General features: G+C 72.4%; 16 protein-coding genes and 1 pseudogene. 11 read left to right on the top strand and 6 right to left on the bottom strand.

Annotated elements, in window-relative coordinates:
* The 3 genes from ABNT58_RS27150 to ABNT58_RS27140 form a co-directional block, all read left to right on the top strand.
* Positions 1 to 265: tripartite tricarboxylate transporter substrate-binding protein (locus ABNT58_RS27150; protein ID WP_348756491.1), on the top strand; the 265-nt coding region annotated here is incomplete at its 5' end.
* Positions 262 to 996 carry a TSUP family transporter gene (locus ABNT58_RS27145; RefSeq protein ID WP_348756490.1) on the top strand — a complete coding sequence of 245 codons (735 nt, stop codon included), beginning with the start codon at positions 262 to 264 and terminating at the stop codon, positions 994 to 996. The genes ABNT58_RS27150 and ABNT58_RS27145, both read left to right, overlap by 4 nt.
* Complete coding sequence (locus ABNT58_RS27140; protein WP_348756489.1) at positions 983 to 2,374, top strand: amidohydrolase family protein; 1,392 nt, start codon at positions 983 to 985, stop codon at positions 2,372 to 2,374. Before ABNT58_RS27145 ends, ABNT58_RS27140 begins: the two co-directional genes overlap by 14 nt.
* On the opposite strand, the gene ABNT58_RS27135 is transcribed toward ABNT58_RS27140, so the two are convergent.
* From ABNT58_RS27135 to ABNT58_RS27125, 3 genes are read right to left on the bottom strand one after another with little or no spacing between them, the layout of a single operon-like run.
* Positions 2,371 to 3,234, bottom strand: a complete 864-nt coding sequence (locus ABNT58_RS27135) for a cyanophycinase (RefSeq protein ID WP_348756488.1) — start codon at positions 3,232 to 3,234, stop codon at positions 2,371 to 2,373. The genes ABNT58_RS27140 and ABNT58_RS27135 overlap by 4 nt on opposite strands.
* A gap of 17 nt (positions 3,235 to 3,251) precedes the next feature.
* Positions 3,252 to 3,956, bottom strand: coding sequence for a response regulator (locus ABNT58_RS27130; protein WP_348756487.1), 705 nt, complete (start codon positions 3,954 to 3,956; stop codon positions 3,252 to 3,254).
* Positions 3,953 to 5,500 carry a DUF4118 domain-containing protein gene (locus ABNT58_RS27125; protein ID WP_348756486.1) on the bottom strand — a complete coding sequence of 516 codons (1,548 nt, stop codon included), beginning with the start codon at positions 5,498 to 5,500 and terminating at the stop codon, positions 3,953 to 3,955. Before ABNT58_RS27125 ends, ABNT58_RS27130 begins: the two co-directional genes overlap by 4 nt.
* A gap of 151 nt (positions 5,501 to 5,651) precedes the next feature.
* Between ABNT58_RS27125 and ABNT58_RS27120 the strand changes: the two genes are divergently transcribed.
* The 5 genes and pseudogenes from ABNT58_RS27120 to ABNT58_RS27100 all read left to right on the top strand — a co-directional run bounded on the left by ABNT58_RS27120 (position 5,652) and on the right by ABNT58_RS27100 (position 10,214).
* Complete coding sequence (locus ABNT58_RS27120; RefSeq protein WP_348756485.1) at positions 5,652 to 5,885, top strand: hypothetical protein; 234 nt, start codon at positions 5,652 to 5,654, stop codon at positions 5,883 to 5,885.
* 67 nt (positions 5,886 to 5,952) lie between these two features.
* A complete protein-coding gene (locus tag ABNT58_RS27115; RefSeq protein ID WP_348756484.1) occupies positions 5,953 to 7,677 on the top strand; it encodes an MFS transporter in 1,725 nt (574 codons plus the stop codon).
* 11 nt (positions 7,678 to 7,688) lie between these two features.
* Positions 7,689 to 7,982: pseudogene (locus tag ABNT58_RS27110) on the top strand (biotin/lipoyl-binding protein); the annotation flags it as partial.
* 262 nt (positions 7,983 to 8,244) lie between these two features.
* Positions 8,245 to 8,802, top strand: a complete 558-nt coding sequence (locus ABNT58_RS27105) for an HlyD family secretion protein (RefSeq protein WP_348756493.1) — start codon at positions 8,245 to 8,247, stop codon at positions 8,800 to 8,802.
* The gene (locus tag ABNT58_RS27100; RefSeq protein ID WP_348756492.1) at positions 8,799 to 10,214 is read left to right on the top strand and encodes an efflux transporter outer membrane subunit; all 1,416 of its coding nucleotides are present in this window, start codon (positions 8,799 to 8,801) and stop codon (positions 10,212 to 10,214) included. Before ABNT58_RS27105 ends, ABNT58_RS27100 begins: the two co-directional genes overlap by 4 nt.
* Here the strand turns inward: ABNT58_RS27100 and ABNT58_RS27095 are convergent.
* Entirely contained in the window at positions 10,201 to 10,659 is a 459-nt protein-coding gene (locus tag ABNT58_RS27095) for a hypothetical protein (RefSeq protein WP_348756483.1), read from the bottom strand. The genes ABNT58_RS27100 and ABNT58_RS27095 overlap by 14 nt on opposite strands.
* Positions 10,660 to 10,832: 173 nt before the next feature.
* On the opposite strand from ABNT58_RS27095, the gene ABNT58_RS27090 reads away from it, so the two are divergent.
* Positions 10,833 to 11,561 carry an alpha/beta hydrolase gene (locus ABNT58_RS27090; protein ID WP_348756482.1) on the top strand — a complete coding sequence of 243 codons (729 nt, stop codon included), beginning with the start codon at positions 10,833 to 10,835 and terminating at the stop codon, positions 11,559 to 11,561.
* Positions 11,562 to 11,565: 4 nt separating this feature from the next.
* Here the strand turns inward: ABNT58_RS27090 and ABNT58_RS27085 are convergent, their stop codons facing one another.
* Together ABNT58_RS27085 and ABNT58_RS27080 are read right to left on the bottom strand one after the other, a co-directional pair.
* Positions 11,566 to 12,612, bottom strand: a complete 1,047-nt coding sequence (locus tag ABNT58_RS27085; RefSeq protein WP_348756481.1) for an alpha/beta fold hydrolase — start codon at positions 12,610 to 12,612, stop codon at positions 11,566 to 11,568.
* Positions 12,613 to 12,623: 11 nt separating this feature from the next.
* Entirely contained in the window at positions 12,624 to 13,058 is a 435-nt protein-coding gene (locus tag ABNT58_RS27080) for a DoxX family protein (protein WP_348756480.1), read from the bottom strand.
* Positions 13,059 to 13,223: 165 nt separating this feature from the next.
* Here ABNT58_RS27080 and ABNT58_RS27075 point away from each other — a divergent pair, with 165 nt between their 5' ends.
* Both ABNT58_RS27075 and ABNT58_RS27070 read left to right on the top strand, forming a co-directional pair.
* Positions 13,224 to 14,036, top strand: a complete 813-nt coding sequence (locus tag ABNT58_RS27075) for an alpha/beta hydrolase (RefSeq protein ID WP_348756479.1) — start codon at positions 13,224 to 13,226, stop codon at positions 14,034 to 14,036.
* Positions 14,037 to 14,086: 50 nt separating this feature from the next.
* Positions 14,087 to 15,270, top strand: a 1,184-nt coding sequence (locus ABNT58_RS27070) for a methyl-accepting chemotaxis protein (protein WP_348756478.1), incomplete at its 3' end; no start/stop codon positions are given.

The raw sequence follows: 15,270 nt of genomic DNA, 5'->3' as shown, positions 1-15,270 counted from the left end.
GCTGGCCGAAACGCCCGAGCTGAAGAACGTGGCGGTGGACAGCTGGTACGGCCTCTTTGCGCCCGCCGCCACCGATGCGGCGCTGGTGGACCGCCTGGCACGAGAAGTGGCCGCAGCGCTGGCCGAGCCCGAGCTGCAGCAGCGCCTGACCGAAGCGGGCCTGAAGCCGGCGCCGCAAGGCCCGGCGCCTTTCATGGCCACGCTGAAGGCCGAGAAGCAGGCCCTGGGCGCCGTGGTGGCCAAGGCAGGGATTAAGGCCGAATGACGCTGCTGCTGGCCGGCCTGCTGGTGCTGCTGGCGGGCGCCGCGATCGGCGCCACCGCCATCGGCGGCGTGCTGGTGGTGCCGGCCCTCACCGGCGTGGCGGGGCTGCCGGTGGGCACCGCCATCGCTGCATCGAGCTTCGGCTTTCTGCTCACCGGCCTGTTGGGCTGGCGGCGCACGCCGGGCGCGCAACAGGCCGGCGACCCTGTGAACTGGTGGGCGCTGCACCTGGCTGCGCTGGCCGGGGCGGCCGCTGGCGCGCTGCTGGTGCACCTGGTGCCGCCGGGCGCGGTGCGGCTGTGGGTGGCCGCGCTGGCCGCGGGCTCGGGCCTGCACACGCTGTGGCTGCTGCGCCGGCCGGCCGCACCGGCACGGGCGCCGCTGGGCCCGCTGGCCATGGTGCTGGTGGGCGGGGCGGTGGGCTGCGGCTCGGCCTTGTCGGGCACCGGCGGGCCGGTGCTGCTGCTGCCGGTGCTGATGCTGCTGGGCCTGCCCACGCTGCCCAGCGTGGCCGCGGCGCAGGCGGTGCAACTGCCCATCGCCTTGGCGGCCAGCACCACCCATGCACTGGCCGGCCGGCTGGACTGGACCTTGGGCCTGGCCGTGGGCGCCGCGCTGCTGGCCGGTGCCTGGGCCGGCCGCCGCGCCGCGCGCCGGCTGGATGCACGCCGCCTGCGCCTGGCCACCGCACTGGCGCTGATCGTCACGGGAGTTGTCTATGCAAGTCACTGAACACACACTGGCGCAGCCGCGCTACCTGCTGGCGCCTGCCCTCACCTGGCTGGAGCCGCAGGGCGCCACGCCTGGCCAGGGCGTCGTGGTGGAAGGCGGCCGCTTTGCAGACGTCGGACCGCTGGCCGAAGTGCAGGCCCGCCACCCCGGCCTGGTGGCGCAGGCACTGCCCGACCGGCTGCTGATGCCCGGCTTCATCGACACCCACCACCACCTGACGCAGTCGTTCGGCAAGTCGCTGGCCTTCGGTGAGCCGTCGGAGATCTTCCGCCGCATCTGGGTGCCGCTGGAGCAGCACCTGCAGCCGCACGACCTGTACCTGTCGGCCAAGCTGGCCGCGCTGGAGGCGCTGCGCGGCGGCTTCACCACCGTGTGCGACGCCGGCACCCGCTCGGAACATGGCCTGCACGCGATTGCCCAGGCGGCCGAAGAAGCGGGCCTGCGCTGCGTGCTGGCCCGGGTGTGCAACGACGCCGGCAGCGACGACGGCGCACGGCGCGACACCTTGCGCCAGGCCAGCGAACACCTGGTCCGCTGGCAGCACCATCCGCTGGTACACGGCTCGCTGGCCGTCTCGGTGCCCGAAGCGGCCACCGATGCCACCATGGGCCAGGTGGCCGCCTTGTGCCGCGAGGCGGGCGCGGTGCTGCAGGTGCATGCCAACGAACACCTGGCCTCGGTGGAACGCTCATTGGTGGACCGCGGCCTGCGGCCCATCGGCCACCTGGACCGCGCCGGCGCGCTGGGCCCGCAGACCCTGATCGCCCATGCCACGCTGGTCACGCCCGATGAGCTGCTGCGCCTGCGCGACACCGGCACCGGCGTGGCCTACAACCCGGTGGCCAGCGCCTGGAAGGGCAATGCGGTGGCCCCGGCCTTGATGATGCGGGCGCTGGGCATTCCCCTGGGCCTGGGCACCGACGGCACCCGCAGCGACGCCTTCCGGCTGCTGGACGCGGCCGAGACCGCGCAGCGCCTGGTGCATGGCCTGGCGGTAGGCGATTCGTCCTGCGGCGCCGGCTGGACCTGGCTGCAGGCGGCCACCGCGGGCGGCGCCGAGGCCTGCGGCCTGGGCCAGCGCACCGGCCGCATCGCCACCGGCCTGGAGGCCGACTTCCTGCTGCTGGACCTGGACGTGCCCGAACTGGCGCCTTCCTGGGACCTGGGCTGGGAGCTGGTGCGCCTGGCCCACCGCGGCCAGATCGAGGCGGTCGTCGTCAACGGCCGGCTGCGCTTGTGGCAAGGCTGGCCCACCGACTGGGACGCCCGCGCGCTGATGCGCGAGGTGCGCACCGCCGCCGCCCGCGCGGTGGCCGATGCGCCGATCCAGCGGGTGCATCCGGTGTCGGCGGAGCACCGGCGGCAGGCCGGCGCCTAACCGAGCAGCCGCGCCACCTGCGGATCGACTGCGCCCTGGCCCTGCAGCCGCAGCACCCGCAGGCCGGGCACCTGCATCAGCGCGTCGGGCTCCAGGCCTTCGATGGCGCCTTGCACCGCCCGCGGGTCGACGATGGTCACCGAGCCGCTGCCCACCACCTCGGCGCCCTGGCCGCGGCGCAGCACCAGCGCGGTGTCTTCGTCCACGCCCACGCCCACGTGGTCGGGGTAGCGGCTGAGCGCGCGCAACAGCCGCGGCAGGCGCCGCCGCTCGGTGAAGTGCTGGTCGACGATGACCTGCGGCAGCAGGCCGAAGCCTTCGGTCAGGCTGCGCGCCCACAGCATGCGGGCCGACATCACGGCAGCGCCCGCGCTGGTGCCGGCCACGCAGGCGCCGTTCATGAAGGCCTGGTGGATGGCCTGCGCCAGCGGCGTGCCGCCGACGATCTCGGTCAACCGCCGCTGGTCGCCCCCGGTGATGAGCACGCCATCGGCGGTGGCCACCTGGGCCACCAGTTCCAGGCTGCCGGCTTCTTCGCGGCTGGCCGGGTGCACCACCACCTGCTGGCCCACGCCCAGGGCGGCCAGCGCCGCCTCATAGCGGCGGGCGGCGGCCTCGGGGTAGGCGCTGGCCGAAGGCAGCACCACCACGCGCGGCGCCGGGCCACGGCACAGCGCCACGAAGCGCCGCAGCACCAGCCGGTCGCCCTGACGGTCTTCGGCGCCGCCGATCAGCATCAGCGCACCGGGCCGGCCCGCGGGCTGCACCGGCGCGGCCACGGTGGCCGGCGCGGGCCGCGCCGCCACCGGCGCCCCGGCCATGGCCGAAGTTGCATAGACAAGCCACTGGCGACGCTGCATGGGATTCCTTCGCTTGCTCAAGGCACGAACCGGTAACCGACCCCGGCCTCCGTGAGCAGGTGGACCGGCATCGACGGCTGGGGTTCCACCTTCTTGCGCAGGTTGGCCATGTGCACCCGCACGTAGTGCAGGTCTTCGGCATGGCCGGGGCCCCACACGGCCTTGAGCAGCTGCTGATGGGTGATCACCCGATCGGGCTGCGTGGCCAGGTGGATCAGCAGCTTGTACTCGATCGGCGTCAGGTGCAGCGGCTGGCCGGCACGTTCGACCACACGGCGGGCCAGGTCAACCATCACCTCGCCGAAGCGCAGCACCGGCGCTGCCTCGGTGCCGGCGGCCGCCAGCGGCCGGCGCCGCAGCTGGGCCCGCACGCGGGCCAGCAGCTCGCCGGCGCCGAAAGGCTTGACCAGGTAGTCGTCGGCCCCGGCGTCCAGCGCGCGGATCTTGTCGGCCTCGCCGCTGCGGGCCGACAGCACGATCACCGGCGCGGCCGACCAGGTGCGCAGCTCGCTGATCAGCGACACGCCGTCGCCATCGGGCAGGCCCAGGTCCAGCACCAGCAGGTCGGGGCGGCGGGTGCCGGCCTCGATCAGCCCGCGCTGCAGCGTGGCGGCCTCATGCACTGCATGGCCTTCGGCCTGCAGCGACAGCCGCACGAAGCGGCGGATCTCGTCTTCGTCTTCCACCACCAGGATGGTGGTGGCGTGGGTAGTCGGGTTCATGCGGCGTGATCGTAGACCGTGGACAGCGGCTGCCCGCTGCCGTCGTCGGGCGGCGGCGTGCCTCGTGGCAGCAAGATGGCAAAACGTGCGCCCTGCCCATGGTGGCCGGCGCTGATGCGCCCGCCATGCGCCTGCACGATGGCACGGCAGATGGCCAGCCCCAGCCCCACCCCGGGCGTGGCGCTTTCCTTCTGGCCGCGCTCGAACTTCTCGAACAGGCGCGCTTCCTGCCCGGCGGGCAGGCCGGGTCCGTGATCGTCCACCGTCAGCAGCACTTCGGCGGGCCGCGCCTCGGCGCGCAGCACCAGCGCGCTGCCGGGCGGGGTGTACTTGGCCGCGTTCTCGAACAGGTTGACCAGCACCCGTTCGAAGAGCACCGCGTCCAGGTGCAGCAGCGGCAGCTCGTCGGGCAGGTGCACCTGCACCGGGCGGCCCGCCAGCGGGCCGGCGCAGGCGGCCAGCGCGCTGCCGATCACCTCGTCCAGCGGCATCCAGGCCAGGCGCAGCTGCACGCCGCCAGCCTGCAGCCGGGCCATGTCCAGCAGGTTGTCCACCAGCGCGGCCATGCGGCGCGCCGCGCTGCGGATGGCCTGGGCCTGCGTGCTGCGGTGCCGGGCCGCGGCGCCCGGGCCGGCAGTGGCCGGGGCCGGCAGGTCCAGCGTGTCGGCCAGGCCCACCAGGCCGGCCAGCGGCGTGCGCAGGTCGTGCGAGATGGCCGACAACAGCGAGTTGCGCAGGCGTTCCGACTCGATTTCCAACGTGGTGCGCTGGGCCACCTCCACGTAGTGGATGCGTTCCAGCGACAAGGCCAGCAGCGAGGCACAGGTATCCAGCAGCCGCCGCGCCTCGGGCGCCGGTGCCGCGCCGCAGGCCACCGCCAGCACGCCGCGCACGCCCATGGTGGCGGTGAGCGGCAGCACCAGGCTGCCGGCGCCGGGCAAGGTGTCGGTGCCCGCACCGGCCGGCGCGGCATGGTCGAAGGCCCATTGCGCCAGCCCCGCGTCCAAGGCGGCCTGGTCACCCGCCAGCGGCTGCAGGCTGCCCTGCGCATCGGGCACCAGCAGCAGGCTGGGCAGCGCCAGTTCCTCCTGCAAGAAGCGTTGGCCGATGTCGGCCACCTGCTGCGGCTGCAGCGCGGCCGACAGCTCGCGCGAGACGGCATACAGGCCCGCCATGCGTTGCTCGCGGCGGCTGGCGTCTTCGGCATGGGCCTTGAGGCCGGCCATCAGCTGGCCGATGAGCAGGCCGACCAGCAGCATCACCGCGAAGGTGACCAGGTACTGCACGTCGCTCACCGCGAACGAGAACTGCGGCGCGACGAAGAACAGGTCGAACAGCGCCACGCCCAGCACCGCGGCCATCACGGCCGGGCCGCGGCCATGCCGCCAGGCCACGGCCACCACGGCCAGCAGGAACAGCATCGCGATGTTGGTGGGCTCCAGCACCGGCAGCAGCGCAAATCCCGCCAGCGCCGTGATACCGCAGGCCAGGGCCGCGGCCAGGTAGCCGCGCCAGGCGGCGGATTCGGTGGACCACTTCGTCACCACCGCATGTTCCCACACGGGTGTGCGCGCAGCGGCGGCGCGGGTGATTGTTCAGCTTTGCGCAACGGGGCGTTGGCGGCGCGGTGGATTGTGGGTGCCGGGGTGCGCACCTAGATTCATCGCATCGCCACACCCTTCAAGGAGCACCCGCATGAAGCTGCACCGCACCCCCGCCGCCCTGGCCCTGACGCTGGCCGCCCTGCTCGGCAGCCAGGCCGCGCTGGCCGCCGAGCAGGTCGAAACCCGCCTGCAGCCCGGGCCCTATGCCCTGTACCTGCAGCACAAGGGCATGAGCCAGGACCAGGCCCTGGCAGAAACGCGCGGCGTCGGTGAGGCGCCGCAGAGGCAGACGCTGCGCGTGGTGGTACCTGCGCAGGGCGGCTGATGCAGCGCCAAGCCAGGGGGGACAGGGCACATCCGTTGCCTAAAGCGGGCGACATTGCGCCCCATCGATGAATCCGATCGCTCCCCGCCCCTGGCTCCCGCATGAACGGCCGATGATGCCGGGGTCGCCTTCGACCCCGCTGCATCCGGTGCGCCGTCGCGTGGCCTATGCGCTGGTCGGCTTCATCGTCTCGCTGACCGGCGGGTTGGGCAATGCGCTGGTCACCGCCAACCTGCAGAACTTGCAAGGCGCGCTGGGCGCCTATGCGGTGGACATCGCCTGGCTGCCGGCGGCCTATGTGATGACCAACGTCTCGATGAACCTGCTGCTGGTCAAGTTTCGGCAGGAGTTCGGGCTGCGGCTGTTCACCGAGGTGTTCCTGGTGCTGTATGCGCTGGTGGGCTTTGCGCACCTGTTCGTCAACGACCTGTCGTCGGCCATCGCGGTGCGGGCCGCGCACGGCATGACCGGGGCAGCGCTCACCTCACTGGGGCTGTACTACACGCTGCAGGCTTTTCCGGCTGCGCACCGCATGAAGGGCCTGGTGGTGGCGCTGGGGCTGTCGTCGCTGGCCTTGCCGCTGGCCCGGCTGCTGCCGGCCAGCGTGCTCGAGTATTCCGAGTGGCGCGGCCTGTCGATGTTCGAGCTGGGGCTGACGCTGGTGGCCCTGGGCTGCGTGCTGCTGCTCAAGCTGCCGCCCGGCGACCGCTACAAGACCTTCGAGAAGACCGACTTCCTCACCTTCTCGCTGTTTGCCCCGGGCATGGCGCTGCTGTGCGCGGTGCTGGCGCTGGGCCGCACCGTGTGGTGGTTCGAGGCGCCCTGGCTGGGCTGGTCGCTGGCGGGTGCCATCGTGCTGCTGACGGCGGCCATGTGCATCGAGCACAACCGTCGCAACCCGCTGATCAACACCCGCTGGTGGGGCAGCGCCGACATGCTGCGCCTGGGCCTGGTGATGGTGCTGGTGCGCATCGTGCTGTCCGAGCAGTCGGTGGGCGCGGTGGGCTTTCTGCAGGCCCTGGGCATGAGCAACGACCAGATGCGGCCGATGTTCGTCGCGGTGCTGGCGGGCACGGTGGTGGGCATTGCCACCAGCGCGCTGACCATCAACCCGCAGCGGCTGAACACGCCGCTGGTGGTGGCGCTGCTGGCGATGATGGGCGGCGCGCTGATCGACGTGGGCGCCACCTCGCAGACGCGGGCGGCGCAGATGCTGCTGAGCCAGTTTCTGCTGGCCTTTGGCAGTGCGCTGTTCCTGGCGCCGGCGCTGCTGTCGCGCATGGGCGCGGTGATTGCGCAGCCGCGCAACCTGGTGAGCTTTTCGGTGCTGTTCGGCATCAGCCAGAACCTGGGCGGCCTGCTGGGCTCGGCCCTGCTGGGCACGGTGCAGACGCTGCGCGAGAAGTTCCACAGCAGCCAGATCGCCGAGCAGCTGAGCCAGCTGGAGCCGCTGGTCAGCGCCCGCCTGCAAGGCGGCGCCACGGCCTATGGCCGCGTGCTGGCCGACCCGGTGCTGCGCGGCGCGCAGGGCCGCAGCGTGCTGGCCGCCACCGCCACACGTGAAGCCAATGTGCTGGCCTACAACGACGTGTTCCTGGTGATCGCCGCGATCGCCGGCGCGACGCTGGTGTTCGTGCTGGGCCATGCGCTGTGGGAACGCCTGAACAGGCCACCAGCGGCCGCTGCGCCGCCTTCCCCGCCCACGCCGCCTGCGCCCGCCAGGGCGGCGCCCGCCCCTTCCGCGGCACCCGGCAGCGAAGCCGGCGCCGCCCCCTTGACCGACACCATCTGACCGCCACCCGCATGAGCTCACCCACGCCGGCTTCAGCCCCCGCGCCTTCGCCCATCCCGCCCACCGTCGGCCCGGCCGAAAACCGGCGCCGCCTGCGCTCGGCCATCCTCTTCGGGCTGGTGGCGCTGCTGGGCGTGGTGGTGGTGCTGTACGCCTGGCGGCTGCCGCCCTTCACCACGCCGCTGCAAAGCACCGAAAACGCGATGGTGCGCGGCCAGGTGACCTTGATCGCGCCGCAGCTCTCGGGCTATGTGGTGGCGGTGCCGGTACAAGACTTTCAGCAGGTGCAGCGCGGCCAGTTGCTGGTGAAGATCGACGACCGCATCTACCGCCAGCGCGTGGCGCAGGCCGAGGCGCAATTGGCCGCGGCCCGCGCCAACCTGGGCAATGCCGCTCAGCAAAGGCGCAGCGCGCAGGCCACCATCACCCAAGGCCAGGCCGGCATCGAGAACGCCCGCGCCCAGGCGGTGAAGGCCGAGGCCGACCTGGCCCGCATCGAGGCGCTGGTGGCCGATGGCTCTCTGTCGCTGCGCGAGCGCGACCAGGCCCGCGCCGCCCGCGCAGGCCGTGGCCGCCACCGAACAGGCGCGCGCCGCGCTGGCCATCGCGCAGGAAAACCTGCGCAGCGTGGGCGTGAACCGTGGCGCACTGGAAGCCGCCGTGAGCAATGCCGAAGCCGCGCTGCAGCTGGCCCGCATCGACCTGGCCAACACCGAGGTGCATGCGCCGGTGGACGGCCAGCTGGGCCAGGTGGCGGTGCGCGTGGGCGCTTATGTGAACGCCGGCACCCAGCTCACCGCGGTGGTGCCGCCGCAGCTGTGGGTGGTGGCCAACATGAAGGAAACGCAGATGGCCCGCATCACGCCCGGGCAGCCGGCCAGCTTCGTGGTGGATGCGCTGGACCATGCGCGGCTGCGCGGCCGGGTGGAACGCATCTCGCCGGCCACCGGCTCGGAGTTCAGCGTGATCACGCCCGACAACGCCACCGGCAACTTCGTGAAGATCGCGCAGCGCATCCCGGTGCGCATCGCCATCGATGCCGACCAGCCGATGGTCGAGCGGCTGCGCCCCGGCATGTCGGTGGTGGTGAGCATCGACACCGCCGCTTCGGGGCCGCGGCCATGAAGCGCACGCTGCCCGCTGCCCTGGCCACCGTGGCGCTGCTGGCCGGCTGCGCCCTGCCGCAGCAGCCGCCACCGGCCAGCAGCCTGCAAACGCCCGCAGGCTGGCGGGGCGCGGCCAGCGGCAGCGACACCACCACGGCCGCCGCCGTGCAGCCCGGCTGGTGGCAAGGCTTCGGCGACCCCACGCTCGACGCACTGGTGCAGTCCGCGCTGGCCGCCAACACCGACCTGCGTGTGGCCCGCTCGCGCATTGCCGAATACCAGGCGCGGCTGACCGTGGCCGAGGCCGCGCAATGGCCGGCCTTGAGCGCCAGCTTCTCGCCCGCGCGCACCCGCACGCGCACCGCCACCGGCGCCTTCGCCGAGACCACGGTGCTGCAGCTGGGCGCGCAGGCCAGCTACGAGCTGGACCTGTGGGGCCGGATCGACCGCCTGGGCGAAGCCGCCGCGGCCGACCTGCAGACCCAGCAGGCGGCGGCCGATGCGGCGGCCTTGTCGGTGGCCGCCACCACCGCCAACGGCTACCTGAACCTGCGTGGGCTGGACGCGCAGCTGGAACTGGCGCAGGCCACGCTGCGCTCACGCGAAGAATCGCTGCAGCGCGCCCGCCACCTGTTCGAGACGGGCTACAGCTCGCGACTGGAATGGGTGCAGGCCGAGTCGGAATGGCGCGCCGCCGCGGCCGCGGTGCCGGCCCTGCAACGCAGCATCGCGCAGCAGGAAAATGCGTTGGCCCTGCTGCTGGGCCGCAACCCCGGCCCGCTGGACCGCGGGCTGCCGCTGGCCTCGCTCTCGGCCCCGGCGGTGGACCCGGGCCTGCCCTCCACGCTGCTGCGCCGCCGGCCCGACATCCGCCAGGCCGAGCAGCGCGTGGCCGCGGCCGATGCCAGCCTGGCCGCCTCGCGCGACCTGCTGCTGCCCACGGTGCAGCTCAACCTCTCGGCCAGCCTGCAGGGCAACACGCTGCACCAGTTGCTGGACGCACCGGCCCGGCTGTGGAGCCTGGGCGGCAGCATCCTGGCGCCGGTGCTGCAAGGCGGCCGGCTGCGCGCCGGCACCGAGGTGGCCGCGGCACTGCGCGACCAGGCCGTGTTCGGCTACGAGCAGACGGTGCGCAATGCCTTCGGCGAAGTGGAAAACGCGCTGGTGGCGGTGGACGCCCTGGGCGCGCAGGCCGAGCAGGCGCAGGGCCGGGCCGAGGTGGCCGGCGAGGTGCTGCGCATTGCCCGCAACCGCCAGCGCAACGGCTATGCCTCGTACCTGGAAGAGCTGGATGCGCAGCGCACCCAGTACGCCGCGCAGCAAAGCCTGCTGCAGCTGCGCGCCGCCCAGTTGCAGGCCCATGTGGACCTGTACCGGGCGCTGGGCGGCGGCTGGCAGGCGCCGCCGGATTCGGCGGTCAGCGCGCCTTGAGGTCGGGGTCGTGTGCGGCCGGCGAGTCGCCGGTGGGCGCGGCATGGCCGGCACGCGGCGTGGCCAGGCCTTCGCTCCAGCCATTGGCGCGCCACTCGTCGGCCTTGGCCTCGATGTCCACCGCACCGGCCTGCTGCAGCGCCAGCTTGGCAGCGTCGGTCTGCTCGGGCGTGGCTTCCACCTTCACCAGCGTCCAGCCCAGGCGCATGGCCTCTGCGTAACGCGAGGTCTCGGGCTCGCTGCCGGGCTGGCTGAACAGGTCGGCCAAGAAGCTGCGCACGCTGCTCAGCACGCCCTCTTCATGGGGCGTGGCGCCCACGGTGCTGCCACCCGGGCGGCCGGTGACATGGATCTGGCGGCCGTCGAAGCCCGCGGCCTGCAGTGCATGTTCGGCACGGTCCACGCCTTCGGGCCGGTCGAACACGCCGATCACGGTGCGGGTCATGGCAATCCTTTCGGGGTAGTGGCAATGACCTGGACGCGGCAACCCGCATACCCGGGCACCTGCGGGTCGGCCCCATGGCCTGCGGTCCTACAGCACGGCGGGGGGCCGGCCCCTGGTTGCCCGCCGGTGCCGCGCGCAAGCTCGGGCCGTCCTGATTCCCGCGGATGTTCAACGTGATCGAAGCTGCCCTGGTTGCCCGTCCCTCGCTCTCCCTGTTCGGCCTGGAAGGCCTGCGTGCCAGCTTCGAGCTGTTGTCCCACCAGATGAGTGCCTGCCTGCAGGCCACCGCGCCGCCGCCGGCCCCGGGCGACGGCCACCCGGTGCTCATCTTCCCCGGCCTGGGCGCCGACGGCGCCGCGGTCGGCCCCTTGCGTGAGCATTGCCGGCGGCTGGGCTACACCGCCTTCGACTGGGGTCGCGGCTGCAACACCGGCGTGACCGGCGACCCCGACCAATGGCTGCAATGCCTGGCCACCGACGTGCAGGCCTTGCTGGCAGCCCATGCGCAGCCCGCCACGCTGGTGGGCTGGAGCCTGGGCGGCATCTATGCCCGTGAGCTGGCGCGGCGGCTGCCGGGCCAGGTGCGGCAGGTCATCACCATCGGCACGCCGTTCAATGCCGACCAGGACCACAGCAACGCCGGCTGGCTGCTGCGCTGGCTGGGTTGCGGCGGGCCGGCGCTGGACAAGCGCTGGGCCGCGCGCCTGCGGCGGCCGCTGCCGGTGCCCAGCACCTCCATCTACAGCCGCAGCGACGGCGTGGTGGCCTGGCAGACCTGCCGCCACCCGCGCGGCAGCCGCCGCACCGAAGACGTGGAGGTGGAAGGCAGCCACATGGGCATGGCCTGGAACCCCCAGGTGCTGCAGGCCCTGGCCGACCGGCTGGGGCGGCCGGCCGTGTGACAGGTCAGTCGTCGCCGTGGATGGCGGCGACCACCTCGGCCAGCGCGCCGTGGTGCACCATGTGGCCCACGCCGCGCACTGCGGTGTAACGGCTTTGCGGTACCGCCTGGTGCAAGCGCTCCGAGTGCGCGGCCGCATCGACGATGGCATCGTCCAGCCCGGCCAGGATGGCCACCGGCATCTCCAGCTCGGGGTAGCGTTCGCTCAATGAGCGGGCGGCCGACATCATGAAGGCCGCGTCTTCGGCATTGGCGCGCAGCTGCACCGGCCGCACCAGGATTTCCTTGTGCAGCGTGGGCAGGAAGTCGGGCGGCACGGCCTCGGGCTTGAACATGGCCTGGAGCGCCGGGTTCATCAGCGCCCGGCTGCCCGCGGCCGTCACGGTGTAGCGCATCACGTCGCCGATGACGGGCAGCGCTGCCGGCGCCGTCAGCAAGGCATCCACCCGCAGCGCCGGGTAGTGGTAGCCCGACAGCAGCACCAGCCGCTGCACCGCGCCCGGGTGGTCCAGCGCCAGGGCCAACGCCACCAGCGTGCCCATCGAATGGCCCACCACCACCGGCTTGTCGATGCCCAGCTGCTGCAGCGCGCGGTACAGCAGGTAGGCCTGTGCGCTGGGGGTCCACAGCCGGTTGCGCGGGCGGGTGCTGTGCCCGAAGCCCGGGCGGTCGAACGCGATCACCCGGTGGTGGGCCGACAAGGCATCCACCAGGCCGCTGGCCTGGAAGTCGGCCGAGGTGACGACGTTGCCGTGGATCAGCACCACCGGCGGGCCTTCGCCACGCTCGGTGTAGTGCAGGCGCACGCCTTCCAGCTCGATGAAGCGGCCGGTGGGCGGGTGGTCGCGCTCGGCCTGACGGGCCTTACTGGCCACCCACACGGCCAGGGCGCCGGCCACCAGGCCCACCGCGCTGGCCACCAGCGTGCGGCCCGAGACGCCGGTCGGTCGGCGCTGCACCAGCTCACGCGCCTGGCGTTCGATCGGCTGCAGCGCGGCCTTGAGCTTGCGGCGCACCGCCGGCCGCTTGGGAAGGTAAGGATGAAAGCTCATGACGCCCTTTTTCAGTTGTAGCGGCCGGCGATGCCGCCCACGCTGTGGCGGCCCGCGCCCAGCAGGGCCACGGCCAGTGCGCCGAACAGGTACATGCCCTGCAGCTCCAGCGCCCAGCCACCCTGGTTGTTGAGTGAGAACAGCTGCGCCTTGTGCGCCAGCGCAATGGCCACCACCATGTTGAAGGCCACGATCAACGCTGCCGGCCGGGTGAACAGGCCCAGGATGATGAGCAGCGGTGCCACCACTTCGCCGATGTACACGCCATAAGCCACCACCGGCGGCAGGCCGGCCTTTTCCACCATGCCGGTGATGCCGCCGATGCCGTTCATCAGCTTGGAGATGCCGTGCAGCAGGATGAGCACGCCCAGCGCCAGCCGCAGCACCAGCTTGCCGGTGTCGTCGTGGGAAGAGGTGGTCAGGGGTGCACGAGGAATGTCGGCCATCAGCAGCTCCAGAAGTGATCACGCTCGTCAGCAACCAACATGCCCGTCAGCGCCCGCATCGGTGTGCCTGCCCGCCGTGCGCAGGCCTTCACGCTTGGGGGCACCACGTGGTGCGGCTGCTCCGGGGCGGCGGTTATAAGCCCGCTCCATGCTGTGGTGTACCCCATGACCGCCGACCTCCAGGCCTTGATGCGCCGCCACCAGATCCGCCTCAGCGGACAAGGCGAAGCCGCCATCGTGTTCGTGCACGGCTTTGGCACCGACCAACGCATGTGGCGCCTGGTGGCCCCCGCCTTCGAAGCCACGCACCGGCTGGTGCTGTTCGACCAGGCGGGCTTCGGCGGCACCGCCTTGAGCGACTGGGAACCCGGCCACCACACGCTGCAGGCCTATGCCGACGACCTGGTGCACATCATCGAAGCGCTGTCGCTGCGCGAGGTGACGCTGGTGGGCCACTCCATCGGCGGCATGGTCGCGGTGCTGGCCAGCCTGGCCCGTCCGCAGCTGGCCCGGCGCCTGGTGCTGATGTGCAGCTCGCCGCGCTTTCTGGACGATGCACCGGGCTACACCGGCGGCTACCAGCCGGCCGATCTGGCCGCGATGTTCGACCTGATGCATGCCGACTATGCCGGCTGGGCCCGCATGCTGGCGCCGATGGCGGCCGGCGAAAGCGGGCCGCAAGCCCTGGCGCGTGAGTTCGAGGCGGCCCTGCGCACGCTGGACGCGCGGGTGGCCGACCGCTTCGGCCGCCTGGCCTTCTACGCCGATCTGCGCGCACAGCTGCCGCTGGTGCGTGCGCCGGCGCTGGTGCTGCACATCGAGGGCGATCGGGTGGTGCCGGCTTCGGTGGCGCATTACCTGCACGCGCAGCTGCCCGACAGCCGCCTGGTGATGCTGGAAGGGCAGGGCCACTGCCCGCCGCTCAGCCATCCCCGGCTCACCATCGCGGCGCTGCGCGAACACCTGGCGCTCAAGTAACAAGCCCGCTGGTTCGATAAACGAGGCGTTGTAGCAGTGACGCCTCGGTCATGACATCCCTTTTGTTGCAGCTCAAGCTGCGTTCCCGCCTCACGCTGTGCCTGGCCGCCGTCGCCTTGTTGATGACCATCGCCTCCGGCGTGGGCATATGGCGCCTGCAGACGCTGGGCGACGTGGCCCAGCAGCTGGGCGGCCCCGCCGCCGAACGTGCGGTGCTGGCACGTGAACTGCACGGCATCGTCGAGATCAGCGCCTTCCGCGCCGAAGTGCTGCTGGCCAGCGACGACAAGGACCTGGCCACCCGCGTGGACGCCGACCGCAAGCGCACTTCCAAGCGCTCGGCCGAGCTGCGCAAGCGGCTGGAATCGCTGATCGACGACGAAGAATCCGGCCGCCTGATGAAGGCGCTGGACGCCGCCGGCGACCGCTTCCGCGACCTGCGCACCGCGATGGTCAAGCGCGATGCGGCCGGCGAAAAAGTGCCCGCCGCCGAACTGGAATCGCAGCTGCGCCCGGCCGCTGCCGCCTATGTGTCGGCCGTGGATGCGCTGGCCAGGCATGAAGCCCAGCTGGTGGAACAGCAGCGCGCCGATGCGCAGCGCTCGGCCCGCGAAGGCCAGGGCCTGCTGCTGGCCGGTGTGCTGGCCGGCATGGTGGCCTCGGCCGCGCTGGGCTGGGCGCTCACCGGCTCCATCCTGCATCCGCTGAACCATGCTGCCCGCCTGGCGCGCCGCGTGGCCGCCGGCGACCTGACGCCCGAGCCCGACGCCCCGCAAGGCCGCGACGAAGTCACCGGCCTGGTGGGCGAGCTGCACGCGATGCAGGGCATGCTGTCGCAGCTGGTGCGCGAGGTGCAGATCGCCAGCGACTCCATCGCCACAGCCAGCCGCGAGGTGGCCACCGGTAATGCCGACCTGAGCCAGCGCACCGAACAGACCGCCAGCAACCTGCAGGAAACCGCCAGCGCGATGGAGCAGCTCACCGGCACGGTGGCGCAAAGCGCGCAGGCCGCGACGCAGGCCAACGGCCTGGCCGGCAATGCCTCTGACGTGGCCCAGCGCGGTGGCACGGTGGTGGGCCAGGTGGTGGACACCATGCAGGCCATCAGCGCCAGCTCGCGCAAGATCGCCGACATCATCGGCGTGATCGACGGCATCGCCTTCCAGACCAACATCCTGGCGCTCAATGCGGCGGTGGAAGCCGCCCGCGCCGGCGAACAGGGCCGCGGCTTTGC

The sequence above is a fragment of the uncultured Aquincola sp. genome (assembly GCF_964001545.1).
Classification (GTDB): Bacteria; Pseudomonadota; Gammaproteobacteria; order Burkholderiales; family Burkholderiaceae_C; genus Aquincola.
Note: the sequence above shows the minus strand (reverse complement) of the source record. Positions and strands in the feature narration are given on the sequence as shown.

Bases quoted from the DNA above. Each gene is read 5' to 3' on its own strand.
- ABNT58_RS27145 (WP_348756490.1), top strand. From the start codon at position 262: ATGACGCTGCTGCTGGCCGGCCTGCTGGTGCTGCTGGCGGGCGCCGCG.
- ABNT58_RS27140 (WP_348756489.1), top strand. From the start codon at position 983: ATGCAAGTCACTGAACACACACTGGCGCAGCCGCGCTACCTGCTGGCG.
- ABNT58_RS27135 (WP_348756488.1), bottom strand. From the start codon at position 3,234: ATGCAGCGTCGCCAGTGGCTTGTCTATGCAACTTCGGCCATGGCCGGG.
- ABNT58_RS27130 (WP_348756487.1), bottom strand. From the start codon at position 3,956: ATGAACCCGACTACCCACGCCACCACCATCCTGGTGGTGGAAGACGAA.
- ABNT58_RS27120 (WP_348756485.1), top strand. From the start codon at position 5,652: ATGAAGCTGCACCGCACCCCCGCCGCCCTGGCCCTGACGCTGGCCGCC.
- ABNT58_RS27115 (WP_348756484.1), top strand. From the start codon at position 5,953: ATGAATCCGATCGCTCCCCGCCCCTGGCTCCCGCATGAACGGCCGATG.
- ABNT58_RS27100 (WP_348756492.1), top strand. From the start codon at position 8,799: ATGAAGCGCACGCTGCCCGCTGCCCTGGCCACCGTGGCGCTGCTGGCC.
- ABNT58_RS27095 (WP_348756483.1), bottom strand. From the start codon at position 10,659: ATGACCCGCACCGTGATCGGCGTGTTCGACCGGCCCGAAGGCGTGGAC.
- ABNT58_RS27085 (WP_348756481.1), bottom strand. From the start codon at position 12,612: ATGAGCTTTCATCCTTACCTTCCCAAGCGGCCGGCGGTGCGCCGCAAG.
- ABNT58_RS27080 (WP_348756480.1), bottom strand. From the start codon at position 13,058: ATGGCCGACATTCCTCGTGCACCCCTGACCACCTCTTCCCACGACGAC.
- ABNT58_RS27075 (WP_348756479.1), top strand. From the start codon at position 13,224: ATGACCGCCGACCTCCAGGCCTTGATGCGCCGCCACCAGATCCGCCTC.